We start from the raw sequence: 25,240 nt of genomic DNA, 5'->3' as shown, positions 1-25,240 counted from the left end.
CGGGGTGAGCGTTTTGCTCGGGGTTCAAGGCCTCGACCCCGCCGCCGTGACGGCGAGGTCTCCGGGCCTTAGCGGAAGAGGCTCAGCAGGATCGAGCTGCCCTGGTTGGCGATCGACAGCGCCTGCACGCCCAGCTGTTGCTTGGTTTGCAGGGCGGTCAGTCGTGCGCTTTCCTTGGCCAGATCGGCGTCCACCAGATTGCCCACGCCAGCTTCCATTGCATCCTGGAGCTTGTTGACGAAGGTGATCTGACGCCCGACCGACTTGGACTGAGTGCCCAGGGTGGCCAGGGTGCTGGTCACGCCCGCGATCGCCAGATCGACGTTCGCGGTGGTGTAGTTTGCAACGGTCGGCGTCGCCGCCGTGAACATCGCCAGTTGGGTGTTCGCGCTGACCGCCGTGGCGGTGCCCAGGCGATAAGTGCCCGAACCCGTCTGAACGTCGGTGGTCGTGCCTGCGGCCGTGTTCAACAGGTTCACCCCGTCAAAGCTGGCGCCGGCGATCGCGTCGTTGATTTCCTTGCCTAATGCGGTGAAGTCGGCCTCATAGGCCGTCTTCGCCGCGCCCGTGGATGAGGCGATGTTAACCGCCAGCGACTTCATCTCTTCCAGGGCGGAGGTGATGGTGTCGCCGGCCGCCAGGGCCACGTCGACGATCGACTGACCGCGTTGCAGCGAGTTGCGAACCGCGTCTTGCGAGGCGGCGTTGGCGCGCTGCTGGGTGGCGATGGCGAAGATCGCGCCATTGTCCTTGGCCGAGGAGACTTTCAGACCCGTGCTGATCCGGGTCTGGGTCGTCTCCAACTGAGCGTTGGTCTTGTTCAGGCTCTGCAGGGCGACTGCAGCGCCGTAGTTCGTGTTGATGCTGGGCATTTCTGGCCCTCCTTTTCACTTCGTGAGATCCCCTGGCGTTTTGCCGGGGTGAGCATTTTGCTCAGGTCCGGGCGCCGGGAACCGACGACCGATCAGATGCGGCCTTGGCCCGACCGCCTTAGCGATCGGGCCAAGGGCCTTAACGGAATAGGCTCAGCAGGATCGAGCTGCCTTGGTTGGCGATCGACAGCGCTTGCACACCCAGCTGTTGCTTGGTTTGCAAAGCCGTCAGTCGTGCGCTCTCTTTTGCCAAGTCAGCGTCGACCAAGTTGCCAACACCCGCCTCCATCGCGTCTTGCAGCTTGTTGACGAAGGTGATGCTGCGTCCCAGTGATTTTGACTTGGTGCCAAAATCCGCCAGCACCGCAGTGAAAGCCGTGATGGCCCCGTCCACAGTCGCCGAGAGCGTTGCAGCGTCGCCGGTGGCAGCCGCCGTCGTTGTCGCCACGGTCGTCGCGGCCGTGCTCGCGGCTTTTAGCGTGAAGGTCGATCCAGGCGCAGTCTGCGCCGTAATCGCTCCTGTCGCACTTGTCGCCGCGAACAGGTTCGCGCCGTCGAAGCTTGCACCCGCCAAGGCGCTCGCGATTTCGGTTCCCAATGCGTTATAGTCCGCGAGATAGGCCGCCTGCGCCGAACCAGTTGATGAGGCGATGTTGACCGCCAGCGCCTTCTGCTCTTCCAAAGCGGACGTGATTGTATCGCCGGCAGCCAAAGCTACATCAACGATTGATTGGGCACGCTGCAAGGAGTTGCGAACCGCATCTTGAGCACCCGCGTTGGCGCGCTGCTGGGTGGCGATGGCGAAAATCGCACCGTTGTCCTTGGCTGAAGACACCTTCATGCCGGTATTGATCCGGTTTTGGGTGGTTTCCAGCTGGGCGTTGGTTTTGTTCAAGCTCTGCAGGGCGACTGCAGCGCCGTAGTTCGTGTTGATGCTGGGCATTTCTGGCCTTCCTTGTTCACTTCAGTGATTTCCGGCGTCGTTTTGCCGCCAGGAGCTTTTTGCTCGGTAAGTAAGAAGCAATTGCCGGGCCATTCCTGATCCGTGCAAAAGCCCACAACTAACTGATTTTATGGGTTTACCTTTGATTCACCCTCCTTCCGGCCCGGCAACTCTTGCCGGGCTTTTTCGTGCATTAGGCAAGATTTGCCGGGTGCACGTCGAGTTGGTCTGCGCCTGCGCGTGGTGACCACACGTCGAAAGGCGAAGCGTTCAGCCCAGTGGCATGCTTAGTTGCGGAACAGGCTCAGCAGGATCGAGCTGCTCTGGTTTGCGATCGACAGCGCCTGCACGCCGAGTTGCTGCTTGGTTTGCAAGGCGGTCAGCTTGGCGCTTTCCTTGGCCAGGTCTGCATCGACCAGGTTGCCGATGCCGGCCTCGGTCGCGTCCTGCAGCTTGTTAACGAAGGTCAGTTGACGCCCGACCGACTTGGACTGGGTTCCGATCGTGGCCAGGTCAGCGGTGATCTCAGCGATGGCCGCATCGACGATAGTGGTCGTGGCCCCAGTTCGGCCGGCACCACCCGCCGAGACGGCCGTGATCGGGGCGGCCGCAGCCTTGTCCACCGTGCCGAAGCCGATCTGGTAGGTGCCGCCGCTGACGTTGGTGGTGATATTGGTGGCCGTGGTGGTGTTCCACAGGTTCACGCCATCGAAGGTCGCGCCCTTCAGAGCAGCATCGATTTCCTTGCCCAAGGCATTGAAATCAGCCAGGTATGATATTTCCGAAGCCGAGCCGGCGACCGAGGATTGGATGCTGACGGCCAGCGACTTCATCTCTTCCAGGGCGGCGGTGATGGTGTCGCCTGCGGCCAGGGCCACATCGACGATCGACTGTCCGCGCTGAAGTGAATTCCGAACCGCATCCATGGCGCCCATGTTGGCGCGCTGGGTCGTCGCGATGGCGTAGATCGCGCCGTTGTCCTTGGCCGAGCCCACTTTCAGGCCCGTCGAGACACGGTTTTGCGTGCGCTCCAACATAGCGTTGGTCGCATTGAGGTTTTGCAGCGCGACAGCGGCGCCGTAGTTCGTATTGATGCTCGTAGCCATTTTGGCTTCCTGTTCACTTCGTGTGATGTCCGACGCCATTTTAGCGTCAGGAGCGTTTTGCTCGGTCTCTAGGAGAGCAAGGGCGGGGCCAGTCCAAAAAGCGATGCCGGCCAGACGCCGACACTGATTTCATTGGCCTTATCCCGGCGGTTTGCGAAACGACCCGGCAAGCCTGCACACCAGGCGGCAGAAGTTGCCGAGTCGTTTTTGCAGGGCGTCAGTCGCGGCGTCGCACCTGCGCGTCCTGCATCGCGCGTTCGGCCAACAGGGTCTCGACCGCCAACCGCCGCGCCCCGTCGCAAGCCACGATCTGGGCGCCGCGCAGAAGATAGGCTGCGTCCAGATCGCCGGCCGTCGGTTCAGCCGGCAGGGTGGCCAGCACGCACGGCCGTGTCGCCGCCTCCGGCAAGACCAGTCGCGCCGGCGCAACCGGCGAGATCGGGGGCGATGCGGCACAGTTCGCCGTCATGGTCGCGCAGGCGATCAGCACGGCGGTTCTCCAAGGGTTGATCGGCATCGTCGGCGCTCCTGGCCTGGGCGACGGCGGCCGTGGTCGCCCGGTCAGCCGCCCCCGTCATGTGGTGATAGTGATCGACGCGCCGGGCCTGAGCCGCGGCGCCTTCGGCTTCGATGCGTCGGGCGTCAGCCTGCGCCGCCGCCACGGCAGTCGCATCCCGCACCTGAGTGCGGGCGGCCTCCAGACGCTTGTGCTGCAGGTTCAACGGGTCCCAGCGAAAGCCGAGCCCGCCGAGCAGCACGAACCCCAGCGCCAGCGCTGTCCCAGCGGCCGCCAGCCAGCCGAGCGGCGTTAGCGCCCGCAGTATCGATCCGGCGCTCATGGAAAGGCCTTTCGATCCAGCTCGAAATGCGGACCGTCCCGCAGCGTCTTCCAGTCCCCGCCCCAGATCAGCGGCGTCTTCAGGTCGAGCGCCGCCGCCTTGAACGCCTCGGCGATCCGGCGATACAGGGGCCAGTCCCATCGCACCTGCCCTTCGACCAGGGCGGCGACATCGACGGCATGGCCCGTCAGATGGCGCGAGCGCGTCGTGCGGCTGGCGCCCGCCTTGATCAGCGCGGCCTGACGTTCGGCCGTGCGCAGCCCCTCGGTGATCATGAAGTCCACCGGCGTGCGGGTGAAGGCCGCCTCGACCACCGCAATCAGGGCCGGCTGCACGCCGATCAGCCGCGCGCGCGACCGGCTGGACAGACGAAAGCTCATGGTCGGCCTCCGTCGATCCGCAGCCTTGCGGTGGCGATCAGGGTGATCAACTGCTGGGCGGTCGGCGCCACCAGATAGAGCACCAGGATCAGGGCCAGCAGTCCCATCAGCCCGTCCGTGATCCTAGGCAGCGTCTCAGCCGGCATCCGCCCGACCGTGCGCATCAACAGCACCCACAGTCCCGCGCTGACGGCGAAGGCGTAGAGGCGACGAAACAGCCACCGCCCCTCCGCCAAGGGGATCGCCCTCTGTTTGTGTCGGGTCATCGTTCGTCCTCCTCGTCATAGGTTTCGACGGCGCAGCGGCCGTCCCAGCCGGACTGGGCGCGCCATTCCCCGTCGCTGAGGCTGTCGGGCGCTTCCCACGCCTCGGCCTCCAGCACCTCGACTGGCTCAGCCGGATGTGCGCGCCGGCTCATCCGACGACCGTGATTAGAACCGCGCCCGAAGCGCCCGAGCCGCCCTGGCCGCCGACGCTTAGGCCCGCGCCGCCTCCCCCGCCCCCGGCCCCGAACAGGGCGCCGGGGGCGCCGGGGGAACCGGCTCCACTCCCTGACGCATCGCCACCCCCGCCGCCGCCGCCGACGATCGACAAGAGCGGCTTGGGCGAGGCCTGTCCCGCAGCGCCCGCGACGCCGCCGGCCGCGCGAAGGCCCGACCAGCCGCCCACGCCGCCCGCGCCTCCGGCATAGGCGACACCGGCCGCGCTCAGACCGCCCCCTGCCCCGCCGCCGCCCGGGCCGTCCGAGCAAAGGGTTTCTGCGCCCGTCGCCGCCGTCGCGGTTGTCGAAGAGCTGCCGCCGGGATTGGCGAGGCGCAGGCCGATCCCGCCTGCCCCACCGGCGCCTGAGCCGCCTGCGGTCCCGCCCGTCGCGCGCAACAGGACCGTGTCACCCGTCGCGACCTCACTATCGCCGCCAGAAACGCCGCCGATCCCGCCGGCGCCGACCGTGATCGTCAGGACGCCGTCCAGATCTTCAGCCGACCATCGCCCGAAGCTCAGTCCACCGGCGCCGCCTCCGCCGCCGCCAATACGCGACGCACCAGCCGGACCCGCCAATCCTGCGCCCCCGCCGCCTCCGCCGCCCACGCACGTCGCCTCCACCCAGCGCGCCCAAGCCGGCAGGGCATAGTCGTCATCGCTGGTGAACAGCGTCGTTTCGTGCCGGACAGCCCCCTGATCGAAGGCGATGCGCCCCGTCCCGCGATCCACGCGCCACACTGCTCGCCATGTTCCGGCGTCATCGCAGGCCTTGAGGCTCAGGTCGTCGTCGCCGATCAGACCCAGCTCTGCGCGGGCGGCGTAGCCGCTCTCAAACAGCAGCGACAGGACATCGCTCGCCGTCGTCTTGTTCAGCGTCAGGCGCAGGTCGCCGTCGCCACCTTCCTCCTCGCCGCGCGCCGTGAACAGGGCGGCGTTGATCTTGGCCGCCAGGGGATTGGCGTCGTCGGCGGTCGTCCCGAGACCCAGCCGCGTTAGGCCCTGCACCTCGCCCAGTCGCTGCCCCAGCGTGATCCAGCCCTCATCGGCCCGCACCACCACGACGCCTTCATCCAGGACGCCGGCGATCATGCCGTCCGGCGTCGTCACGACGGTCCAGCCGCCGCGCTCGAACCGCATCAGGGCGCCGGCCGCCCGCCCGGCCCAGGCTGCGCCTTCGGCCTCTTGCGGCAGGATATAGAGATCGCCATCCGACGCATCGGCCGGCTGGATGACCGTCGTGCGACTGACCACCGCCGTCTGCAACAGGGCGTCCAGCCGAGTCAGGGCCGTATTCAGGGTCACATGCTTCTGCATCTGCCCCGCCGCCAGATAGGGCAGGTTTAGACGCGCGCTGAAATCGTCGCTCATTCTTCTCTCCGTTGTCGTGGAGATCAGTCTGGGCGCAGCCCTTCCTCAGGCCGGAAGACGGGCGGTCATTTGGATCAGGTCCTTGATTTCAGGCAGATTCGTTGCGGAGAAAACGATGGCTAGGCCGCCTCAGCCAGCGCATCTCAATCGTGCAGATAGACGATCCGCTTCAGCGTCTGGTCGTTTTGCACCCGCGCCTCGTGCATCTCGTGGTCGCCGCTGGCGCGCGCATTGGCCTCGGTGTCCTCGACCCAGTGGGTGCTTTCGATGTGCTTCTGCAGCGCCCGCGCCGCCATCAGTTGGCCGGGGAAAAAGGTGTCCATGATGTCGCCCGCGAGGGGCACCGTGCCGGTCGCCGTGTCGATGGCCATATAGGCCCCCATCCGCGCCAGTGTCGCCGGCGTCGCCTTGGCCCGCACGGCCTGCAGCATCAGCCAGCCGCCGGTTCCGACCGTATAGACCGTGCCGACCACCGGCACCCAAGTCAGCATGGCGTCCAGCCCCAGACCGAACGGCCCGATGCCGATCACGCGGTCGGACAGCTTCTTTACGCCCTCGACATTGGACCAGATGTTCTCGATATCCCGGATCGACCGTCTGGCCATTTTCGCCCTCCAAAGCGTCGCCTTAACGCGGCGCGACGCTTCGCGTTCAATCCGAGAGATACGTCTTCGATGACCCTGATCAAGCTGGCGGCGAATGTGACGGCAAGCGCACTGTTGCTGGGGCTGGCGGCGTTCGGCGTGGCGGCCCTCAGCGGGATCGGCCATCGCTGGGTCGACATCCTGGCCCAGTTCACGTCGCCGATGCTGCTGGCGGCCGTCGGCGTGACCGTGGTCTGTCTGCTCTTTCGCCTATGGCCGGCCTCGATCGTCGGTGGACTGGCGTGCGTGGTGCTGGCCCTGTCGGTCTGGCCGCAATGGACACCGACGAAGGGCGCGCCGGTTCCCGACCAGCCGATCGTACGGGTCTATTCGGCCAATCTGTATGTGTTCAACACTGATGTCGCAGCCATGCGCCGGTCCATCGCGGCCGCCGACGCCGACATCCTGGTGCTGGTCGAGTTGGGGCAGACCCCGGCGTCGCGGCTGGACCAGTTGCTGCCGGACTATCCCCATCGCGTTCTGATCGGCCAGGCGCGCGCCGGCGACCACGCGCGCTCGATCATCGCCTCGCGCTATCCGATCCTGCAACGCCTGGCCGAACGTCCCGACGGCCTCAGCGCCGTTGGCGCGACGGTTCAGACGCCCATCGGCCCGATCAACGTCTTCGGCGTCCACCTGACCCGGCCCTGGCCCTATCAGTATCAGTGGGGCCAGATCAGCCAGGTCACGACCTTGGCAGAGCGGATGAAGGCCGCGCCAGAGCATCCCGTCATCGCCGCCGGAGATTTCAACAGCGTCTCCAGCGCCCGCATCGGCAAACAAATCCAGTCCGACCTGGGCCTGATTCCTGCGCCCGGCTGGCCCGGCACCTGGCCCAGCCAGATCCCCGCCTTCGCCGGCATCACCATCGATCAGGTCTATCGCTCGCCGGATCTGGCCTTGCTCACGCGCCGCCTGGGCGAGCCGACGGGATCCGACCACCGCCCCGTCATCACCGAGTTCACCCGCGCCCGTTCGCCGCGATAAGCGCCCTCAGCCGCGCGTCATGACCCTGGGCAGGGAAATCGTCTGCGACCCAACCGTCCTCGAACGCCTTCAACACCCGTCCCGTCTCCGGCCCTGGCGCCAGGCCCAGACGCGCCAGATCTCGCCCTCCGACCGGCATCTTGGGCGGGGTCCAATCGGCGGTCAGCGCCCGCAGCCGCGCGCCATCGCCCCCGCCGACCGCTTCAGCCCGCATCAGCCGATCTTCGAACGCCCTGCGTCCCGACCTGTAGATCGCCGCCCGCGCCTCGGCGTCGCTCATCGTCGGCGAAACGGCAGGACCGTCCGCCACCGCCGCCGCCAACCGATCTCGCACTGCGTTCGACAATCTCAGACCACCCGCGATCTCCGTCACGCCCGCAGCATCTGGGGGCAGCAAGGCCGACAACCGCATCACCGGATCGTCGGCCAGCTCACACATCGCCTCGAACTGCGCCAGCGGCTGCGCTTGCGGCAGCACCTGGGCCAGCACGCCGGTCTCGGCCATCGCCCGCACCGCCGCACGCGGGTCAGGCGCCGCCAGCAGTTTCAACACCTCCTTGGACACCCGCTCGGCCGACAGCTGCGCCATGCCGCCCTTGAGCGCCGCGCACGCCGCCAGCCCGACCGCGTCCGGCTCTCCCCGCCCGTACCAGGCGTAGAACCGGAAGAAGCGCAGGATGCGTAGGTAGTCCTCGCGGATGCGCGTCTCCGCCTCGCCGACAAAAACGATGCGTCCCGCCGCCGCATCCTCCAACCCGCCGCCGGTCGGATCGAACACCGTCCCTGCCGCATCGGCGTAAAGCGCGTTCAGCCGGAAATCCCGGCGCGCCGCGTCCTCGGCCCAGTCCTCGGTGAAGGCGACCACCGCGCGGCGCCCGTCCGTCTCCACATCGCGACGCAGGGTCGTGATCTCATAGGGACGCCGCTCCGACACGCCCGTCACCGTTCCGTGCTCGACGCCCGTCGGCACGGCCTTCAGCCCTGCCGCCTTCAGCGCCGTGATGGTCTGTTCGGGCCGCAGGCGCGTGGCGATGTCGATGTCGTCGACCGGCTGGCCCAACAGACTATTCCTCACGCAGCCGCCCACGAACCGCGCGCAGCCCACACCGCCCGCCGCTTCCAGCGCCCGCATCACCGCGCGCGTCGCCTGGCTTTCCAGCCAAGGCTGTCCCTTCACAGAGACGCTCATGCCGCGTCCTCGTCGGCCGCCGCTTCTGGCGCAGCCTCGTCCCCGTACAGTCTGACGTGGAGAGCCTTCAGGATCCCCGCCGTCACGCCCCAGATGTAGCGCTCGCCCCAGGGCATGGCCCAGAACCAGCGTCGCAGCCCCTCGTCCATGTCGTAGAAGTCTCGACGATGATTGGCGGCGTCCATCAGAAAGTCCCACGGCGTCTCGAACACCTCGGCGACCTCGTCTGGCGACGGCGTCGTAACCGGAGCCTCGCCCAGCCAGCCGATCACCGGCGTCACCAGAAAGCCGGTCCCCGTCTCATAGGCGTCCGACAGGCCCAGCACCTCGACCGCGGCAGGGTCCAGCGCCACCTCCTCGTCCGCCTCGCGCAGCGCCGCCTGAACTGCGGTCTCGCCGGGGTCCAGCCGCCCGCCCGGGAAGGCGATCTGCCCCGTGTGCCGCGCCAGGGTGTCCGCGCGCCGCGTCAGCAGCACCGTCGCCCCTTCAGGCCGCGCCACGATGGGGATCAGCACCGCCGCCGGCCGAAGTTCCTTGGCCGTCCGTGTCGCTTGCGGGTTCAGGTCGAAGTCGGACCGCGCCGCAACCAGTTCAGGCCGCCACGTCTCGATCGGCGCCAACCGATCGACTAGCCGGGTTTTCAAGGTCTCCAGGCTCACGTCACCGCGCCCAGCGAGAAGACCTGGCCGCCCGACCGAACGACCAGGCGTCCGTCGACCTCTTGAGCCATTTCGACCATTTCATAGAAGACCGACCGCGCGATGCGCGCCCACAGATCGCGGCGCACATGGATGCGCGGCGCCGGCTCGCCCGTCGTCGCATCGGTTTCAACGACGATAGGATCGGCTTCGCTGGCCCTCACCTCATCACCGACATCGGTGGTGAAAATCAGGGCGTCGCCGCCCTCCCGCCGCATCGCGACAGCCCGGAACGGCAAATCCTCGACGCTGATCTTCAGCTTTTCGACCGGCGTGACCAGGTGATAGCCGTCCGAGTCCTTCCTCAGCACGGTTGAGAACAGCCGCACCAATTCGTTGCGGCCAATCGGCGAGCCTTCGTGCATCCAGACGCCGTCCGCCCGGATAACGATATCGATGTCGCCGCAATGCTCGGGATGCCACAGATGGACCGGCGGCAGCCCCTTGCCGGGCGCCTGTTTGGCCGCCTCGGCGACGGCGTTCAGTCCTGACCTGGGATTATCCATCCATCTGACTTAGGCCCCGCGAACCGTGCGGGAAAGGGTCAGCCGATGCGAACCGAACCCGAAACCTGATCCACCCCGGTCGCCAGCCACAGAACACGGCGACGATCCACAGGTCCGGGCAGGATCGCCTCAGGCGCAGGGGCGAATCCGAACCGCTCGAAATAGGCCGCATCCCCAACCAACAGCACGCCGCCAACGTCCAGCGCCCGTGCCTGATCCACGCACGCCTGAACCAGTTCGGCGCCCAGACCGTCGCTTCGGCGGCCGGCGTGCACGGCGATCGGTCCCAAAAACAGCGCCGAGGTGTCTCCAACCACGACCGGCCACAGTCGTACCGAGCCCACCACTTCCCCGTCGCGCTTCACGACAAAGCCCGCACTTGGCTGCGAACCTTCACGCAGGCGCTCGGCGGTCTTGGCGAACCGTCCCGGCCCGAAGGCGGCCATAACCAGAGCCTCCACGCCGTCGGCGTCGGCCGGGGTCTCGCCTTCGATACGGCTTACGGCCGGAGATATGGAAAGGGCGTGCGTCATCGGCGCGCGCACCTAGAAGCAAAGCTGCGCCAAATCAAGGCAAGGCCTTGTGACGACCGCTTAACCCGCCTTCGAAAAGTCCGGCGCCCGCTTCTGCGTAAACGCCATGAAGGCCTCCATCGCTTCGGGGCTCTTCATCTGCGAACCGAAGGCTTCGCCCTCGCGCTGCATCAGCGCCCAAATGCCTTCGGCGTCACGCATCAGCCGTTTGGTCTTGCGGATGGAGTTGGGCGCACGGGCCGCCACCTTGGCCGCCAGCTCCGCCGCCGTCGCCTCGACCTGATCGGCCGGGACCGCGCGATTGGCGATCCCCCAGGCCAAGGCCGTCCGGCCATCCAGCGGCTCGCCCAGCGCAAACAGTTCGAAGGCCCGCTGATGACCGATCACGGCCGGCAACAGCAGGCTGGACGCCGCCTCCGGCGCCAGGGCCAGATTGACGAAGGGCACCGACAGCAACGCGTCCTCGGCGACCACCACCAGATCGCAGTGCAGCAGCATGGTCAGACCGATCCCGACCGCCCGCCCCTTCACCGCCGCCACAGCTGGCTTGTCCAGGTCCGCCAGCGCCTTCAGGAAACGAAACACAGGCATGTCGCCCGGCCCCGCCCCTTGCGAGCCCAGTGCGATGAAGTCTTGGATGTCATTGCCGGCCGAGAAGCTGTCGCCCTCCGCGCGCAGCAGCAGCACCCGCACCGCATCGTCGGTGCGCGCCCGCTCCGTCGCCTCGGCCAGGGCCGAATACATGGCCTGGGTGATGGCGTTCTTCTTGTCGGCCCGGTCCAGGGTGACGGTCAGGACGCCGTCGACCATTTCGCTTCGGATATGTTCGCTCACGTCGTTTCCTCATCCTGTGCGACGGCGCTCCACCAGTCGACGCCGCACTCGTCTCGCGTCCGCGCCGCGCGGCCGCGTCTTTCCAGATAGTTCAGGTGCGCCTGAGCCTCGCCTGTGGCCATACCCAGCACCCTGTCCCCGACCACTCGACCGAAGACGGCGGAGAAGCCGTCGATCACCCTAGACGGTTGACGCAACGTCCGCTCAAGCCGTTTCAGCGCGACCTCGTGCCCCCGCTTCAGCGCGTCGAGCCGTGCGTGGACGCCGTAGAAAGGCTCGCCATGCGCCGGCAGGACGAATGCGCCCTCCGGCAACAGCGCCCTCAGCCTGTCCAGCGAGTCCATCCAGTCGCCCAGCGGATCGGCTTGGGGCTCCGTCGGCCAGACCGAAACATTGGACGAAATGCGCGGCAGGATCTGATCCCCGGCGATGAAGACGTCGTCCGACCGCCGCCACAGGCAGACGTGCTCCGGGCTATGGCCCGACCCGACGACCACACTCCAGTCGTCGCCGTCGATCTGAAGGCTGTCGCCGTCGGACAGTCGCAGATAGCTGCGCGGCATCGTTTCCATGCCCTTGCCGAACCCGCCGTAGTCGGCCCGCCAGCGCGCGATCTGCTCATCGCTCCAGCCTGCGGCGCGGTAGTAGCGTTCGCCGTCCGCAGGCGCGTCGCCCGCCTCCTCCGCTATCAGCATCCGCGCGGTCACATACTCCAGTCGCGACATCAGCAGCGGCGCGCCCGACCGCTCACAAAGCCAGCCCGCCAAGCCGATATGATCGGGATGCATATGGGTGCAGATCAGCCGCGTCACCGGACGACCGCCCAACGCGCCATGCAGCACCGTCTCCCATGCGCTGATGGTCGCCGATGTCTTCAAACCCGTATCGACGACGACCCAGCCGTCGCCGTCCCGGATCGCATAGACATTCACATGGTCCAGCTGAAACGGCAGGGCGAACCGCAGCCACAGCACGCCGGACGCGACCTCGGTCGCCTCGCCCGCGCTGGGCACGGCGTCGAACGGATAGGTCAGCCCCCGCCCATCCTTCACGGCCGTCGTCGGTGCCGTCCCATCAGCCAAGTCAGTCTCCAATCGAAACGCGCAGATACTTAGCCCGTGTCCTCGGTCGTCGTCCACACTCGCCTTGACCGCGTGTGAATACGCCGTCACGTAGTCGGTAGTGACAAATCTGGGTGTCGATATGAAAGCTCGAATATTCGCCGCAGCGACAGCGCTCGTTTTCAGCGCGATTTCCGTATCTGCCTTTGCTCAAACGACGCCCTCATCGGGGTATGGGCCTGCAGGATCTCGAAATGGGATCGAAGCCCCCAGCGAACGAGTGACACCGTCGCGTGTTCAACGCCCAAGCAACAACCAACCGCGACGCGAGCGTCAGCCCGCACCGCCCACGGCGGAAGAGATTCTGGCGGCCGCGCAGCAACAAGCCACCCTGGCCAGCACCAACTGTCAGGTCAGCGAAGCCAAACTGCTTGGCCAAACCGCCGACAAGACGTCAGTGTATGAAGTCGCCTGCGCTACGGGTCCTGGGTTCATCCTTGAATCCAAGACGCCGCCGTCCGCGACCAGCTGCATCGCACTCGCCTATTCGGCGCGCGTGGTACGTGAACGCGATCCCGCCGCCGATGTCGGCTTGCAATGCACGATCGCCGCCAACACCGACACCGACAAGTTCCTGCGCGAATACGCCCAACAGGCCGGCGTTCCTTGTGCGGTCGATCAGACAAAGGTGCTGGGACAGTCAAACGGCGGTGTTGTCGTCTACGAAATCGGGTGCTCCGACGGTCCGGGCTTCTGGATCAGGCAAGACGCCGGCGTTTGGAGCAAGACGCCGTGCCTTCAAGTCCTGGCCGAGAACGGCGCCTGCGAATTCACGACCACGGCCGAAAACGCCACCTTCATGAAAACGCTCCTCGCTGGCTCGGAAGCCGCATCCTGCAACGTCGTCGAAGCCCGTCTGATGGGGCAGAACGCAAACGGCATGTTCTATGAAGCCAAGTGTGAAGGGGCCGATGGCGTCATCGCGCGCGTGAATGCCGAAAACGCGGTTCAGCAAATCTACCCTTGCGCCACCGCCCAGCGGATCGGCGGGGGCTGCAAGCTGACAACAGCGCCTGCCGCTGCTGCGGCGCCCGCCGGCGGTCGCCTCTAAGCCAGCCAAAAGACTGATCGAAGGGCCGTCGGAGCGATCCGGCGGCCCTTTTCTTTTGCGCCCTCTTTTCCAAAACCGAGACGCAGCCTAGCGTCGCCGTCATGCGCATCGCCACCTGGAACGTAAACTCCGTCAACGCCCGCCTGCCCACCGTGCTGGCGTGGCTGGAGCAGGCCGCCCCCGACGTCGCCTGTTTCCAGGAGATCAAATGCGTGGACGAGAAGTTCCCGCGCGAGGCGTTCGAGAGCCTGGGCTACAATGTCGAGACCCACGGGCAGAAGAGCTACAACGGCGTCGCCCTGCTGTCGAAATATCCGCTGTCCGACATCCGACGCGGCCTGCCCGGCGACGAGACTGACGAGCAGGCGCGCTATATCGAGGCCCTGGTCGAGGCGCCCCGGCCCATTCGCGTCGGCGCCCTCTATCTGCCGAACGGCAATCCGATCGGAACCGAGAAGTTCGACTACAAACTGGCCTGGTTCGATCGGTTGAACCGCCATGCCCAAGACCTGTTGGCGTTCGAGGAGCCGCTGGCCCTGTGCGGCGACTACAACGTCATTCCCGAAGCGGAGGACGCCAAGAACCCGACCGCCTGGACCGACGACGCCCTGTTCCAGCCCCAGAGCCGCCAGGCTTTCCGCGCGCTCAAGAACCTGGGCCTGGCCGATGCGCACGAGATCGGCGGCGAACCGGCTGGCACCTACACCTTCTGGGACTATCAGGCCGGCGCCTGGCAGCGGGACCATGGCATCCGCATCGACTTCGCGCTTCTGTCGCCCCAGGCCGCCGACCGGTTCAGGGGGATCGAGACCCACCGCGACGCGCGGGACATGGAAAAACCCAGCGACCACGTTCCCGTGGTTGTCGACATTGATCTAGAGGCCTGACGCCGATGGCCGACGTCTTGCGGGTGGTGCTGCTGATCGCCCTCGCGGCGGCCCTGCTGACGACCTTGGCCCTCGCGCTGTCGTGGTGGATGGAGCCGCCACGCCGCCTGCACCGCGCCATGCTCAAGACCTTGGGCGCCGCGCCAGAGGTCGAGGCCCTCTCGCCGGGCGAAGGTCGCGCCTGCGCCCTGAACTTCGACGTCGAACAGGTCGTCGTGCTGTGGGCCAACGGCGCCCACGGCCTGGTCTATGCCTTCGATGAGGTGGAGGGGGGCGAGATCATCGTCGACGGCCACGTCGTCGCCCGCATCCGCCGAGGCGAGGCGCGCAAGTCCCTGGACGTGCTGGCCCCCGACGCCGAGCAGGTGGTGCTGCGGCTGATGTTCGCCGACGCCCGACACCCTGAGTTCGAGCTGGCCCTTTGGGATGCCGCCCTGCCCGTCCAGACCGGCTCGCCGGGCGAGGCCCTTCGTCTCGGTCGCCGCTGGCTGTCGCATCTGGAGGCCCTGCTGAAGGGCTGAGGCGCCGCATGGGCCTTTCAGTCGCCGCGATGCGGCGTTAGAAGCCCGGCTCACTCCTAACTGACACGCCTTTATCAGGAGGCCGCCTTGGCCCGCCTTTTCGACGCCTATATCGTCGCTGACTGGACCGCCGCCGAAACCAAGAAGCTCGGCGACACCTCGCTGTGGATCGGCGTGGCCAAACGCGACGTGCGTTTTCGCCTCTATACCGAGACGCACAATGTCGCGACGCGCGCAGAGGGCGAAGCCCTGCTGGCCTCGATCCTGGCGGACCACAGAAAGCGCGGCGACCGGGTGCTGGTCGGGCTGGACTTCAACTTCGGCTATCCCGTCGGCACGGCCGCGCGGGTGAAGCTGGACGGAACCCCGTGGCAAGCCATGTGGAAGTTCATCGCCTCCAACATCGTGGACAAGGCCGACAACACCAACAACCGCTATCAGGTCGCGGCCAAGATGAACCGGTTGATGACCGACGAGGCCTGGCCACTGTGGGGTGCGCCGGCCAAACAGGCCCAGCGCTGGCTGACCACGACCAAACCGCCCGCAGGCTCGGGCGCCGACATCCCCGAGTTCCGCGCCACCGAAAACGCGGCTCGCAAGGGCCGGCTTCAGCCCAAGAGCGTGTGGCAGATGCACGGCGCCGGCGCCGTAGGCGGCCAGACCCTGGTCGGCATCCCAGCTGTGCGGCGACTGCTGGAAAGCCTCGGCCCGTCAGGCGCCGTCTGGCCCTTCGGCACCGGCTGGCGCGCGCTGACGCCCGAGGACGTGGCACCCTTGTCGGCCCTGGTGGTCGAGGTCTGGCCGTCGATGCACGAAACCAAGCCTCAGCCCGGCGAGTTCAAGGACCAGGCCCAGGTCCGCTCCACCGCCGAGGCCCTCGCCCGCATGGACGAGGCCGGCGACCTGGCCAAGGCCTTCGCCCCGCCCAAGGACGCCTCGCCCGAGCTGATCGCCCAGGTCGAGCAGGAAGAAGGCTGGATCCTGGGCGCCTAAAAGTTCAGTCAGCCGATCAATGCCCGCGCGGCTGCGCGGGCTTCGTCGGTGATCTCGGCGCCGGACAGCATGCGGGCGATCTCCTCCTGGCGACGTTGATCGTCCAGGGCGACGACGGTGGTGGTGGTCAGGCCGTCGCGGTCGGCCTTCATCACCTTCCAGTGGGCATGGCCGCGCGCGGCGACTTGCGGACTGTGGGTCACGACCAGGACCTGGGCCCCGTTCGACAAGCGTTTCAGGCGCGAGCCGACGGCCTCCGCCACTGCGCCGCCGACGCCCTGATCGACCTCGTCGAAGATCATCACGGGCTGGCGCATGTCCTCGCGGCTCGCCAGGGCGGCCTTCATCGCCAAGGCGAAACGCGCCAGTTCGCCGCCTGAAGCGATGGCGTCCAGCGGGCCGAAGTCGGTTCCGGCGTTGGTGGCGATCTGGAAGCGCACCGTCTCGACGCCGTCCGGCCCGCGTCGGCCCTCGATCGGCTCCAGAGCCACGCGGAACCGCGCGCGCTCGAGCTTCAGCGGACCCAGTTCTCCCATGACGGCGGCGGTCAGACGCTCGGCGGCGGCTTCCCGCGCTGAGGTTAGGAAGGTGGCCGCCAGATCATAGGCTTCCGCCGCCTCGGCCGCCTCGCGCCCGGCGTTTGTCAGCGCCTCCTCGCCATCCTCGATCAGTCGAAGCTGCTCGCGCAGGCGAATGCGCAGGGCCGGCAGGGCGTCGACGGTGGTGTGCAGCTTGCGGGCGGCGGCGCGCAGCGCGAACAGACGCTCTTCGGCCTTGTCCAGACGGCCGGGCTCATAATCGAAGGCGTCGGCGGCGGCGTCCACGGCGGCGAGGGCTTCCGCCGCCTCGACCATGGTGCGGTCGATCGCCTCCACGGCGGCCGACAGTTTGACGATGACCGGATGATCGCCCTCGGCGCCCGCCTGCCCGGCTCGCTGACGCGCATGTTCGACGGCCCTTAGCGCCGCGCCCAGCTTCTGGCTCAGCTTGTCGCCGCCAAGCTGGGTGCGCGCGTCGCCCAGATCGGCGATGGCCTTTTCGGCTGCGCCCAGCAGGGCGCGTTCGCCTGCCAGTTCCGTCTCTTCATCGGCGCGCGGATCCAGCGCATCCAGTTCAGAGAGGTTCAGGCTGATCTCTTCGCGCCGCGCAACGGCGTCCGCCGCCTGCGCCTTCAGCTCGGCCGATTTCGCCTCGGCGGCCTTCAGCTTGGCGGAGGCCGACGCGACCGCCGACAACTGAGGCTGCAGTCCGCCATAAGCGTCCAGCGACGCGCGGTGCGTTCGCCAATCCAGCAGGCCCACCGTCTCATGCTGGCCGTGCACCTCGACCAGAGCCGCTCCGATCTCGCGCACGGCCGTCACGCCTGCCGGCTGATCGTTGACATAGGCGCGGCTGCGACCGTCGGCGCCCAAGACGCGGCGAAGGATCAAATCCTCCCCCGGCTGCACATCGAATCCCTTGTCGGCGATCAGGGCCAGCAGATCGGGATCGTCGGGGGCGGAGAAGACGGCGGTGGCCACGGCCTGTTTCGCGCCATTGCGCACCAGACCCGCGTCGCCGCGCCCTCCAAGCGCCAGGCCAAGCGCGTCCAGGATGATCGACTTGCCGGCTCCGGTTTCGCCGGTCAGCACGGTCAGGCCATTCTCGACCTCGAGATCGAGCACGTCCACCAGGACGACGTCACGAATGGAAAGGGCGGTCAGCATCGCATCAGGCGCCGGCGGAACGAATCATGACCGACAGAATCCCGATCCCCGCCGGATTGCACAAGCCGTCGCGTGATCAGCCCGGAATGATCCGCTGAAGCCAGCTCTCGCGCTTGCCCTCGGGCGCCTTGTCCGGCGTCTGGCCGTTTTCGGTCAGCAGCGCATAGGCCTCGGCATACCAGGGGCTGCCCGGATAGTTGTAGCCCAGCACGGCTCCGTTACGCGTCGCCTCTTCCTTCAGACCCAGCTGAAGATTGACCTCGACCAGGCGATACAGGGCTTCGGGCGTGTGCGAGGTGCGCTGGAAGTCCGGGTTGGCGATCACGGCCTTGTAACGGTTCAGGGCTGCCAGCGGCTGGTTGGCGCGCTGATAGTAGCGGCCGATGTTCATTTCCTTGCCGGCCAGCTGGTCATTGACCATGTCGATCTTGACGGCGGCGTCGGACGCATAAGGCGTGCCCGGATAGCGGCGCGAGACATCCTTCAGCCCGGCCAGGGCGGCGGTGGCGTAACCCTGGTCACGACCGACGTCGGTGATCTGCTCGAAATTGCAGACCGCCTTCATGTAGAAGGCGTAGGACGCCGACGGATTGCCGGGGAACAGCTGGATGAACCGGTCGGCCGCCGCGATGGCGTCGGCATAGGCGTTGTTCTGATAGTAGGCGTAGATCTGCATCAGGATCGAACGACGCGCCCAGTCCGAATAGGGGTGCTGGCGCTCGACTTCCTGGAAATAGTCCACAGCGTCGGACCAGCGGCGCTGCTGCAGCCGATCATAGCCGGTGTTGTAGAGCGCCTCGACCGGACGTTCCTCATAGGCCAGCTTGGGACGCTTGGTGCCCGAGCAGCCTGAAATCGTCACTGCGGCGAGCGCCGCGGCCATCAGCACTATGCCGGAACGGAACTTAGAAGCGGACAAGGACGACCCCATGACGTGTGAAGGACGGCTCTGAAGCCGTTCCCCGGAAACCAACGCGGCGACCTCTAGCACCCGCAACCGAGCCGCGCCATGCCGAGGAAAACTCAGCATACGACTTGCCCTGCCCGGCTCCACTGGTAAAGAGCGCGCCAACCGACCGCCGTTCATGGGGGGCGGATGACGGCGAAAGGATGACCGGCCGATGAAGCTGCTCTCAGGCAACTCCAACCGCGCACTGTCCCAGGCGATCGCCGACCACCTGGATGCGCCCCTGACCAAGGCCCAGGTCAAGCGGTTCGCCGACAACGAGGTCTTCGCCATCATCGAGGAAAACGTCCGCGGCGAGGACGTCTTCATCCTGCAGTCGACCTCCTATCCGGCCAACGACAACCTGATGGAGCTGCTGATCATCACCGACGCCCTGGTGCGGGCATCGGCGAAACGGATCACGGCGGTCATTCCCTATTTCGGTTATGCGCGTCAGGATCGTAAGACCGGCGGCCGCACGCCGATCTCGGCCAAACTGGTGGCCAATCTGATCACCCGCGCCGGCGCCGACCGCGTCCTGACGATGGATCTGCACGCCGGTCAGATCCAAGGCTTCTTCGACATTCCGACCGATAACCTGGTCGCGACCCCCGTACTGGCGCAGGACATCAAGGAAAACTACGCTCGCGGTGACGACCTGATGATCGTCTCGCCCGACGTCGGCGGCGTGGTGCGCGCCCGCGCGCTGGCCAGCCGCCTGGACGCCGATCTCGCCATCGTCGACAAGCGCCGGCCCAAGGCCGGCGAGAGCGAGGTCATGAACATCATCGGCGACGTTGAGGGCCGCCGCTGCATCCTGTTCGACGACATCGTCGATTCGGGCGGCACCCTGGTCAACGCCGCCAAGGCCCTGATCGACCAGGGCGCGACCGAGGTTTCGGCCTACATCAGCCACGGCGTTCTGTCCGGCCCCGCCGTCCAGCGCATCACCGACGGCCCGCTGAAGGAGCTGGTGATCACCAACTCCATCGAGCAACCCCACGAAGTTTTGAACTGCCCGAAAATTCGAGCGGTTTCCGTGGCCCCGCTGGTCGGAGAGGCTATCCGACGGATCGCGAACGAAGAATCGGTATCGAAACTGTTCGATTAACCTTCGGATAGCGGGGTCGGTTAATCGAAGGGCCGCTGATGCCCGCGCCGCCTGGGTGGCGTCCGACTTTTCGGCGTGTTTCCGACTTTGACGCAAGTCGGACGTCCGACTTGCGTTCACGGATGTTCTAGGCGGCGGTGAGGGCGACGCCCTGGGATCTAGCCCAGGCGTGCAGCTTGGAGGCGCTGTCCAGGGCGCTGGCGTCCATCAGGCTGAGATAATGTTCGCGCAGGATGTTCTTGGCCGTATCGACGGCCCAGCCGCCCCATGACGCGATGCGGTCCAGGGACACGTCGGCGGCCGCCAAACGGGTGACGCAAGTGTCGCGGGTGTCCTGCAGCGTCTTGTCCAGGAAAGATCGCGGCATGGCCCCGGCGGCGACGGCGGCGCGGCGCGCCTCGCGGAAGCGTGTTCCGATGGTGTCGGATGTGTGCCGGCGGTTCATCCGATAGTCCCACAGATAGGGCGTGGCGTTCAGGTGACGCAGCGGCGCGGCGTCGGCCTCGGCCCGGCGACGGGCGACCCGCACAGCCAAAGGCTCCAGAATGCCCGCCAGGGCCTCCTGACCCTTGCGCTCGGTCTTCTGCGGGACATAGCGCCAGGTGGGCCCTTCCAGCTCGTGGACGGCCGCCTTGGCGACATCGACCTGGCGCGAGCCGGTCCAGAGGCAGGCGGTGGCGGCGTCGGCCACATCGACGAAGCCGTTGGCGTCGCACCAGGCGACGAAGTCGCGTTCTTCCTCGACCGTCCAGAAGACGCGGCGACCGGCCGATTTTTGGCGGCCGACCCCGACAGCCGGGCTGGCCACGATCCATTGCGGATCCTGCCACATGGCCCATCGGAAGAAGGCCCCGGCCGCGCCGACGGCCGCGTTGGCGGTGGCGGTGGAAACCTCGGACTGCAGATCCAGATACCAGGCGCGCATCTGCGGCAGGGTGATGGTGTCCACACGGCGCGTCCCGAACCGCTGAATGAACTTGCGGGAGTGGACGCGATAGGCGCGCTGGCTGGCGGTGGAGATGCGTTTCAGCGCCTGGGCGTCGGCGAAGAAACCCTCGACCATGGCGGCGCCGGTGCGCGGCGCGGCCCCCTCGGGCAACAGATCCGGCTCGCGGCTTTCGATGACGGCGCGGGCGCGCTCGATCAGATCCGCGACCAGGGCGCGGCGGTGGCGGGCCTCGACCTCGACCGGGACCGGCGGCAGGCGTTCGAGGGCGGCGGCCAGCATGGAACGGGCCTTTGACCCCTCCCCGTCGTCGCGCATGGCTTCGCGCACCAGGCGCGCCCACAGGGTGCGCGCATCGGCGGCCGTCGTCGCCGCGCCGCGATCCATCCAGCCCCCGGCATGGTCGCGCAGATCCATGCCGGCGAAGCCGCAGGCGCGGTTGGCGGGCGACGGTTCCCAGCGCGGTCGGCCGTCACGCCATTTCAGGCCGTTTCGGAGGTTGGACGGGGCGGCGGGCTTGCGGGTCATGGCGAGAATTCGTTACCGATTAGCAGTTGCGCCGGAAAGAGCTGAATGGATCAGATTGCAGTCGATACGCTCCGGGCGACCCAGGCGGCGGCCGGACACGCCCAAGCAAGTGCCTGGGCGGCTTGGCTGGCGATAGCTGTAAATGCCATCGGCCTGATTTTTATCTACCTGCAGCTGCGGAGCAACCGAGACGCGGTGAAGGCGGCTGCAAAAGGGGCTGACGCGGCTGCTGTCGCAGCCCGTATGTCGCTGATCAGTGAGCGGGCGTGGATTGAACACCACTTGGACAGCATGACGGTGCTTCTCCAAGATGGCGTCTTGGAGTTCACCTTTCGGTGGAACTGGCGAAATATTGGGAAGACGCCTGCCTTGCGTGTCCTGACCCGCGTGCATCATGTGATCGACGAGCGGACCAACCTTAGCGATGCTGCTCAGCTGAGTGAAAGCCTCCGCGCGGACGCCTCGGCGTTGTTCCCTGGCAATCAGGGCTTCGACGAGCAACCGATGGTTCTTGGATCCAACACCCCTATGCCGGACAAAGGGTGGCGGATTTTTGCGATTATCACCTATTCGATCCCTGGCGATTTGCAGCGCTGCGTCACGGCCGCCGAATACCGTCTTCGGCGAGGCGCTCCCGTCGGGTCGGCGGGCAAGCTTTACCCCGGCCAAGCGACCGAGTGGCATGCCGACCTTAGCCAGCCACCGTTGAGCGTCGTCATCCATACCTAGCCCCCTGCTGCAAAGAGCAGGGCCGCGACGGTGTCGGGGGCCGGCCGACGCACGGGGTCGTTCGCGGGGGCCTTGGCGGCCGACAGGGCGACGGGCGGGGCCTCGGTCGCGGCCCAGCGGCGGCCATGCATGAAGTCGATGACGGCCTGGCGCGCCCAGCGGGGGCGCTCGCCCTTCCCGCCGCCCAGATAGGGTGGCGGGAAGCCGTCGATGGTGCGCCAGGTGCGCTGCAGCTGGCTGTAGGAGACGCCCAGCAGCACAGCGACGCCGTGCAGATCGAGGGCGTCGGGGGCGATCATGCGGCGGCTCGCGAAATGGGGCCGCCGTGCTGGATCCGCAGGGCCAGGCATTCGCCCAGCTGCTCGCCGATCTGGCGGCCGACGCCGCGCGCGGCCTCGACCGATCGCAGGGCGTCATAGGACCCAGCGATCTGGGTCGTGAAGTTGCGGCCGTCGATCTCGACCGTCACCGAGATCTCGACCACGGACATGCGGGCGGCGGCCATTAGCGGCGATCCACCCTGGCCTGCAGCACGTCGCCGATGATGCCGAGCGGCCAGCAGATGGCGTTCGACAGGGCGATGCAGACATAGGCAGGGCCGAGGTCGGCCGGTTCGGCCGCCCTGATCGACGTGGCGAGGTCGATGGCGGCCGCGCAGGCATAGGCGCCGATGATCAGGGCGGCGATCATCACGCGGCCTCGTCGGTCGGGGCGCGGTACAGGGCTGAGCGGCCTTCGGAGGTGACGCGGACGCCGCCCATGTTGCCGGCGGTCGGGACATCTTCGGCCAGGCCGGCCGCGATCCAGGCGTCGACGGTGGCCTGGTCGATGTAGGGCGGGCCGTAGTTGGAGCTGTAACCCTCGGGCGACTTGTAGAGACGGCGGGCCGTGACGAGGATCCGCAGCTCATGCAGGCGCACGGCGACCGGGGCCGTGTCGGTCGGGATGTTGACCAGGCCGTCATCCAGAGGGGCCGTCGCCGTGGTGGGATCCGCGACGGTTTCGCCCTCTTCGGCTATCACGGCGCCCTCCCCGGCCGTTTTGGCGGCCGCGACCTGTTCGGCGTCGAAGGTGTCGCCAGCGGTCTGATCCGTCTCGCCGATCAGCGCGCGAGAGAGGATGGGCGGCAGTTCGATGGGAGAACCGTCAGCGTTCCGCTCGTCCCCGGCTTCGTCCTGATAGCGGCCGTCAGCCGTCATGGCGTCAGCGAAGGCCTCGACCTGCTGGGCTGTCTCGTCGCTCCAGCCCGCGACTTCATCGGCAAGGCCCGCATCGGTAAAGGCCGGATCCAGCGTCACCTGCGCCAGCTGCAGCTTGGCGATCAGGCGTTGGTCGTCGCGGGTCCAGGCCATGGGCGCGGTCTGGTTGCCGGGCAGCGAGCCGCCCGGATCGCCGTCGCCGTCGCGGTCGAGCGGGTGGGTGCGTTTGGACTTGGCGGTCACGTGGGATCTCCGATTAGTGACGGGTGGGTGGAAGGGTGCGCTGGGCGGCCGTGACCGCGCGGGCGAAGGCATCGGGGGAGTCGCGGCCGTAGCGGATGACGATCCGGCCGGTCTGGCGCACGACGCAGTAGTCGGGGGTGCGCAGGGCGCAGACGTAGTCGCCCGTCTCGGCCTTGCGGATCACGGCGCGCCAGCCCGGCAGGCCCGCGTCGCGGCAGGCGCCGGAGATTTCCTCGGCCGACAGGCGGCCGTGGCGGGTGGCGACGACCAGGCTCACGCCGACATCCAGGCGTCGATCTGGGCGAAGGCCAGCACGACGGCGGCGGCGATCAGGCACAGGCGGACGGTCTGAACGATCCGATCCGGCTGGCGATGCCAGACGATGGGCGACGGGGCGTCGGCCGGCAGGGCGGCCATCGGCTCAACCGGCGGCGTGACTTCGGGATCCGGCGTGTAGGCGTATCGGGCGCCCGATCCGAAGACGACGACGTTGCGCCAGGCGTCCATGTCGGTCTCGGTGAGATCAATGCGGACCGCGCGGGCGTCGTCGTCGCTGTTCGGCCGTCGCGGCGATTGCGACCTAGCGCTGGTGAAGTCGAGGGTATGAACGTCGGCCATCCGGCCCTCCCACGTGAAAGTGTGGAAGATATGGATGGATGATTTTGCGTCCATGTCAACATCCATAGATCGTGGACGTTAAATCTGTGGCCCTGTGCACGTCCCGCCCACTAAGCTGAGCGTGGAGGTGACGTATGGAGGTTTATCTGCCTTGGGGCATTTTCAGCGGCGCGCTCGGCGCAGCTTATCTGTTCATTGAGGCGCTGCCGCTCACCTTCGCTTCTAGGCGTTTCGGCCTGACCGCATCGCTTGGCGAGCGCTTATGGGTCGTTGGTCTGGCCTGTCTGGCAGCCTTAGCTGCGTGGCCGATTTGGGCTGCTGGTCATCTGGACTGGCCTGGGCGAAACCCAAGTTTTCTATCCATCGTCTTGATGGTCGCGGGCGCCGGCTTCCTGGGCTTTGTCGTGGCCCGCGTCGTTGGCAAAGTTGTCGCTGCGCGACTGGAGGGCGACGATGACGCTTCGCCATCGCGCATACTCAGGCCGATCAACACCGCCGTCGTGCTGGCGCTTATCGTTTTGACGGCGGCGGCGTGGTGGACGCTGTGGCCTAATGCGCAGGTCTGTCTGTCTAGCGGATACTGCTAGATCATCCCCGGCTTCCAGATGGTATGGAGCGCCCGAACGCTCGTCGCAGCGAAGTCTAGACCCTTGCGCTCGTTGTATTGCTCGGCGAACACGCGGCCGTCCCGCTGACCCTGATAGGTCTTCACCATGGCGGTGTTGTCGTCGAATTCAATCAGGCAGTCCTGCCCTTTCGCGGGCGGGAGGTTGAGCCGCACAGGCACGATCTCGCCTGAGAAGTATCGCGGCTCCATGCTCTCGCCGACTAGGCGAACGTAGGCCAGGTCGTCGCCGCCGCGCCAGAACGGCGGCGGATCAAGGTAATCGATCACCTGACTGTCTGCATAGGCGATCCGCTCGCCGTCCCCAGCTGCAGCGTAGCCATAAACCGGGATCTTCGTCGGGGTCGCCCGGCGTCTAGGAGCCTGCGGCGCGGCCTCGGTGACACTGATCGACAGCTTCTCGCCGAAATACTTCTCGATCTCGATGACCTCGGCGGGCTGCACCCGGCGCGTCCCCTTGATCGTCTTGGTCAGCGACGAGGGGTCGAGGTCGAGCTTGCGTGCAAGGTCAGCCTGGCTGCGACGCAGCAGGCGAAGGCGGTCGGGTATGTCTGACAGTTCCATGCTGTGGATTGTGGAAAAGAATTCCACTCCACGTCGTTGACGAACTTGCCGAAGCACTTGAGGCATAGAC

General features: G+C 66.9%; 34 protein-coding genes. 8 read left to right on the top strand and 26 right to left on the bottom strand.

All coding sequences use genetic code 11. From position 1 onward, the window contains the following. Window positions 1-68 precede the first annotated feature (68 nt). The 10 genes from HNP47_RS00750 to HNP47_RS00705 form a co-directional block, all read right to left on the bottom strand. Entirely contained in the window at window positions 69-872 is an 804-nt protein-coding gene (locus HNP47_RS00750) for a flagellin (protein WP_184277571.1), read from the bottom strand. A gap of 139 nt (window positions 873-1,011) precedes the next feature. Then, window positions 1,012-1,815: a flagellin gene (locus HNP47_RS00745; protein ID WP_184277569.1), complete on the bottom strand. Its 804-nt coding sequence runs from the start codon at window positions 1,813-1,815 to the stop codon at window positions 1,012-1,014. Between the two features lie 287 nt (window positions 1,816-2,102). Next, window positions 2,103-2,921 carry a flagellin gene (locus HNP47_RS00740; protein WP_184277567.1) on the bottom strand — a complete coding sequence of 273 codons (819 nt, stop codon included), beginning with the start codon at window positions 2,919-2,921 and terminating at the stop codon, window positions 2,103-2,105. A 217-nt stretch (window positions 2,922-3,138) separates the two neighbouring features. Further along, on the bottom strand, window positions 3,139-3,303 hold the full coding sequence (locus HNP47_RS00735) for a hypothetical protein (protein WP_221415054.1): 165 nt from the start codon (window positions 3,301-3,303) through the stop codon (window positions 3,139-3,141). Then, a complete protein-coding gene (locus HNP47_RS00730; RefSeq protein ID WP_184277563.1) occupies window positions 3,281-3,760 on the bottom strand; it encodes a hypothetical protein in 480 nt (159 codons plus the stop codon). The genes HNP47_RS00735 and HNP47_RS00730 overlap by 23 nt, the downstream gene beginning before the upstream one ends. Beyond that, the gene (locus tag HNP47_RS00725; RefSeq protein WP_184277561.1) at window positions 3,757-4,140 is read right to left on the bottom strand and encodes a M15 family metallopeptidase; all 384 of its coding nucleotides are present in this window, start codon (window positions 4,138-4,140) and stop codon (window positions 3,757-3,759) included. The genes HNP47_RS00730 and HNP47_RS00725 overlap by 4 nt, the downstream gene beginning before the upstream one ends. Beyond that, the gene (locus tag HNP47_RS00720) at window positions 4,137-4,406 is read right to left on the bottom strand and encodes a hypothetical protein (protein WP_184277559.1); all 270 of its coding nucleotides are present in this window, start codon (window positions 4,404-4,406) and stop codon (window positions 4,137-4,139) included. The genes HNP47_RS00725 and HNP47_RS00720 overlap by 4 nt, the downstream gene beginning before the upstream one ends. After that, a complete protein-coding gene (locus HNP47_RS00715) occupies window positions 4,403-4,558 on the bottom strand; it encodes a hypothetical protein (protein ID WP_184277557.1) in 156 nt (51 codons plus the stop codon). The genes HNP47_RS00720 and HNP47_RS00715 overlap by 4 nt, the downstream gene beginning before the upstream one ends. Continuing rightward, the gene (locus tag HNP47_RS16485) at window positions 4,555-5,991 is read right to left on the bottom strand and encodes a DUF2793 domain-containing protein (protein ID WP_184277555.1); all 1,437 of its coding nucleotides are present in this window, start codon (window positions 5,989-5,991) and stop codon (window positions 4,555-4,557) included. Before HNP47_RS16485 ends, HNP47_RS00715 begins: the two co-directional genes overlap by 4 nt. 143 nt (window positions 5,992-6,134) lie before the next feature. Continuing rightward, window positions 6,135-6,596, bottom strand: coding sequence for a DUF4112 domain-containing protein (locus HNP47_RS00705; protein WP_184277553.1), 462 nt, complete (start codon window positions 6,594-6,596; stop codon window positions 6,135-6,137). 69 nt (window positions 6,597-6,665) lie between these two features. Here HNP47_RS00705 and HNP47_RS00700 point away from each other — a divergent pair, with 69 nt between their 5' ends. Continuing rightward, window positions 6,666-7,622 (top strand): endonuclease/exonuclease/phosphatase family protein, encoded by a 957-nt coding sequence (locus HNP47_RS00700; protein ID WP_184277551.1) that lies wholly within the window; start codon window positions 6,666-6,668, stop codon window positions 7,620-7,622. On the opposite strand, the gene HNP47_RS00695 is transcribed toward HNP47_RS00700, so the two are convergent. From HNP47_RS00695 to HNP47_RS00670, 6 genes are read right to left on the bottom strand one after another with little or no spacing between them, the layout of a single operon-like run. Beyond that, complete coding sequence (locus HNP47_RS00695; protein WP_184277549.1) at window positions 7,597-8,811, bottom strand: CCA tRNA nucleotidyltransferase; 1,215 nt, start codon at window positions 8,809-8,811, stop codon at window positions 7,597-7,599. The genes HNP47_RS00700 and HNP47_RS00695 overlap by 26 nt on opposite strands. Then, window positions 8,808-9,470 (bottom strand): CoA pyrophosphatase, encoded by a 663-nt coding sequence (locus tag HNP47_RS00690; protein WP_184277547.1) that lies wholly within the window; start codon window positions 9,468-9,470, stop codon window positions 8,808-8,810. Before HNP47_RS00690 ends, HNP47_RS00695 begins: the two co-directional genes overlap by 4 nt. Next, window positions 9,467-10,015, bottom strand: coding sequence for a DUF1285 domain-containing protein (locus HNP47_RS00685; protein WP_184277545.1), 549 nt, complete (start codon window positions 10,013-10,015; stop codon window positions 9,467-9,469). The genes HNP47_RS00690 and HNP47_RS00685 overlap by 4 nt, the downstream gene beginning before the upstream one ends. Before the next feature lie 38 nt (window positions 10,016-10,053). Continuing rightward, window positions 10,054-10,548 carry a GNAT family N-acetyltransferase gene (locus HNP47_RS00680; protein ID WP_184277543.1) on the bottom strand — a complete coding sequence of 165 codons (495 nt, stop codon included), beginning with the start codon at window positions 10,546-10,548 and terminating at the stop codon, window positions 10,054-10,056. Window positions 10,549-10,608: 60 nt separating this feature from the next. Further along, a complete protein-coding gene (locus HNP47_RS00675; protein WP_184277541.1) occupies window positions 10,609-11,382 on the bottom strand; it encodes an enoyl-CoA hydratase in 774 nt (257 codons plus the stop codon). Further along, window positions 11,379-12,464 carry an MBL fold metallo-hydrolase gene (locus HNP47_RS00670; RefSeq protein WP_184277539.1) on the bottom strand — a complete coding sequence of 362 codons (1,086 nt, stop codon included), beginning with the start codon at window positions 12,462-12,464 and terminating at the stop codon, window positions 11,379-11,381. Before HNP47_RS00670 ends, HNP47_RS00675 begins: the two co-directional genes overlap by 4 nt. A 100-nt stretch (window positions 12,465-12,564) precedes the next feature. Here HNP47_RS00670 and HNP47_RS00665 point away from each other — a divergent pair, with 100 nt between their 5' ends. The 4 genes from HNP47_RS00665 to HNP47_RS00650 all read left to right on the top strand — a co-directional run bounded on the left by HNP47_RS00665 (window position 12,565) and on the right by HNP47_RS00650 (window position 15,955). Beyond that, the gene (locus tag HNP47_RS00665) at window positions 12,565-13,554 is read left to right on the top strand and encodes a hypothetical protein (RefSeq protein ID WP_311769992.1); all 990 of its coding nucleotides are present in this window, start codon (window positions 12,565-12,567) and stop codon (window positions 13,552-13,554) included. 101 nt (window positions 13,555-13,655) lie between these two features. Next, window positions 13,656-14,441 carry an exodeoxyribonuclease III gene (gene xth / locus HNP47_RS00660; RefSeq protein WP_184277537.1) on the top strand — a complete coding sequence of 262 codons (786 nt, stop codon included), beginning with the start codon at window positions 13,656-13,658 and terminating at the stop codon, window positions 14,439-14,441. A 5-nt stretch (window positions 14,442-14,446) separates the two neighbouring features. Continuing rightward, a complete protein-coding gene (locus tag HNP47_RS00655) occupies window positions 14,447-14,962 on the top strand; it encodes a hypothetical protein (protein WP_055753176.1) in 516 nt (171 codons plus the stop codon). A gap of 87 nt (window positions 14,963-15,049) precedes the next feature. Beyond that, a complete protein-coding gene (locus tag HNP47_RS00650) occupies window positions 15,050-15,955 on the top strand; it encodes a cobalamin biosynthesis protein CbiG (RefSeq protein ID WP_184277535.1) in 906 nt (301 codons plus the stop codon). 8 nt (window positions 15,956-15,963) lie between these two features. Here HNP47_RS00650 and recN read toward each other — a convergent pair whose 3' ends face one another. Together recN and HNP47_RS00640 are read right to left on the bottom strand one after the other, a co-directional pair. Beyond that, window positions 15,964-17,661 (bottom strand): DNA repair protein RecN, encoded by a 1,698-nt coding sequence (recN, locus tag HNP47_RS00645; protein WP_184277533.1) that lies wholly within the window; start codon window positions 17,659-17,661, stop codon window positions 15,964-15,966. Between the two features lie 76 nt (window positions 17,662-17,737). Next, window positions 17,738-18,592 carry an outer membrane protein assembly factor BamD gene (locus HNP47_RS00640; protein WP_184279056.1) on the bottom strand — a complete coding sequence of 285 codons (855 nt, stop codon included), beginning with the start codon at window positions 18,590-18,592 and terminating at the stop codon, window positions 17,738-17,740. A gap of 190 nt (window positions 18,593-18,782) precedes the next feature. Between HNP47_RS00640 and HNP47_RS00635 the strand changes: the two genes are divergently transcribed. After that, on the top strand, window positions 18,783-19,718 hold the full coding sequence (locus HNP47_RS00635) for a ribose-phosphate pyrophosphokinase (RefSeq protein WP_184277531.1): 936 nt from the start codon (window positions 18,783-18,785) through the stop codon (window positions 19,716-19,718). 127 nt (window positions 19,719-19,845) lie between these two features. Here the strand turns inward: HNP47_RS00635 and HNP47_RS00630 are convergent, their stop codons facing one another. Continuing rightward, window positions 19,846-21,192 (bottom strand): site-specific integrase, encoded by a 1,347-nt coding sequence (locus HNP47_RS00630; protein ID WP_184277529.1) that lies wholly within the window; start codon window positions 21,190-21,192, stop codon window positions 19,846-19,848. 45 nt (window positions 21,193-21,237) lie between these two features. On the opposite strand from HNP47_RS00630, the gene HNP47_RS00625 reads away from it, so the two are divergent. Continuing rightward, window positions 21,238-21,921, top strand: coding sequence for a hypothetical protein (locus tag HNP47_RS00625; RefSeq protein ID WP_184277527.1), 684 nt, complete (start codon window positions 21,238-21,240; stop codon window positions 21,919-21,921). Here the strand turns inward: HNP47_RS00625 and HNP47_RS00620 are convergent. From HNP47_RS00620 to HNP47_RS00595, 6 genes are read right to left on the bottom strand one after another with little or no spacing between them, the layout of a single operon-like run. After that, on the bottom strand, window positions 21,918-22,220 hold the full coding sequence (locus HNP47_RS00620) for a hypothetical protein (protein ID WP_184277525.1): 303 nt from the start codon (window positions 22,218-22,220) through the stop codon (window positions 21,918-21,920). The two genes, HNP47_RS00625 and HNP47_RS00620, sit on opposite strands and share 4 nt — an antisense overlap. Next, complete coding sequence (locus HNP47_RS00615; protein ID WP_184277523.1) at window positions 22,217-22,426, bottom strand: hypothetical protein; 210 nt, start codon at window positions 22,424-22,426, stop codon at window positions 22,217-22,219. Before HNP47_RS00615 ends, HNP47_RS00620 begins: the two co-directional genes overlap by 4 nt. Beyond that, window positions 22,426-22,611, bottom strand: a complete 186-nt coding sequence (locus tag HNP47_RS00610; RefSeq protein WP_184277521.1) for a hypothetical protein — start codon at window positions 22,609-22,611, stop codon at window positions 22,426-22,428. The genes HNP47_RS00615 and HNP47_RS00610 overlap by 1 nt, the downstream gene beginning before the upstream one ends. After that, entirely contained in the window at window positions 22,611-23,363 is a 753-nt protein-coding gene (locus tag HNP47_RS00605) for a hypothetical protein (protein ID WP_184277519.1), read from the bottom strand. Before HNP47_RS00605 ends, HNP47_RS00610 begins: the two co-directional genes overlap by 1 nt. Before the next feature lie 13 nt (window positions 23,364-23,376). Then, entirely contained in the window at window positions 23,377-23,640 is a 264-nt protein-coding gene (locus tag HNP47_RS00600; RefSeq protein ID WP_184277517.1) for a hypothetical protein, read from the bottom strand. Continuing rightward, complete coding sequence (locus HNP47_RS00595) at window positions 23,637-23,981, bottom strand: hypothetical protein (RefSeq protein WP_184277515.1); 345 nt, start codon at window positions 23,979-23,981, stop codon at window positions 23,637-23,639. The genes HNP47_RS00600 and HNP47_RS00595 overlap by 4 nt, the downstream gene beginning before the upstream one ends. 134 nt (window positions 23,982-24,115) lie before the next feature. Here HNP47_RS00595 and HNP47_RS00590 point away from each other — a divergent pair, with 134 nt between their 5' ends. Next, window positions 24,116-24,568, top strand: a complete 453-nt coding sequence (locus tag HNP47_RS00590) for a hypothetical protein (protein WP_184277513.1) — start codon at window positions 24,116-24,118, stop codon at window positions 24,566-24,568. Here the strand turns inward: HNP47_RS00590 and HNP47_RS00585 are convergent. Further along, the gene (locus HNP47_RS00585) at window positions 24,565-25,170 is read right to left on the bottom strand and encodes a S24 family peptidase (protein WP_260394559.1); all 606 of its coding nucleotides are present in this window, start codon (window positions 25,168-25,170) and stop codon (window positions 24,565-24,567) included. The two genes, HNP47_RS00590 and HNP47_RS00585, sit on opposite strands and share 4 nt — an antisense overlap. Window positions 25,171-25,240: the final 70 nt, after the last annotated feature.

It is taken from the genome of Brevundimonas vesicularis (assembly GCF_014204545.1).
In the GTDB taxonomy this organism is placed as follows: Bacteria; Pseudomonadota; Alphaproteobacteria; order Caulobacterales; family Caulobacteraceae; genus Brevundimonas; species Brevundimonas vesicularis_B.
The sequence above is the reverse complement of the archived record's forward strand: the minus strand, read 5'-3'. Positions and strand labels throughout refer to the sequence as shown.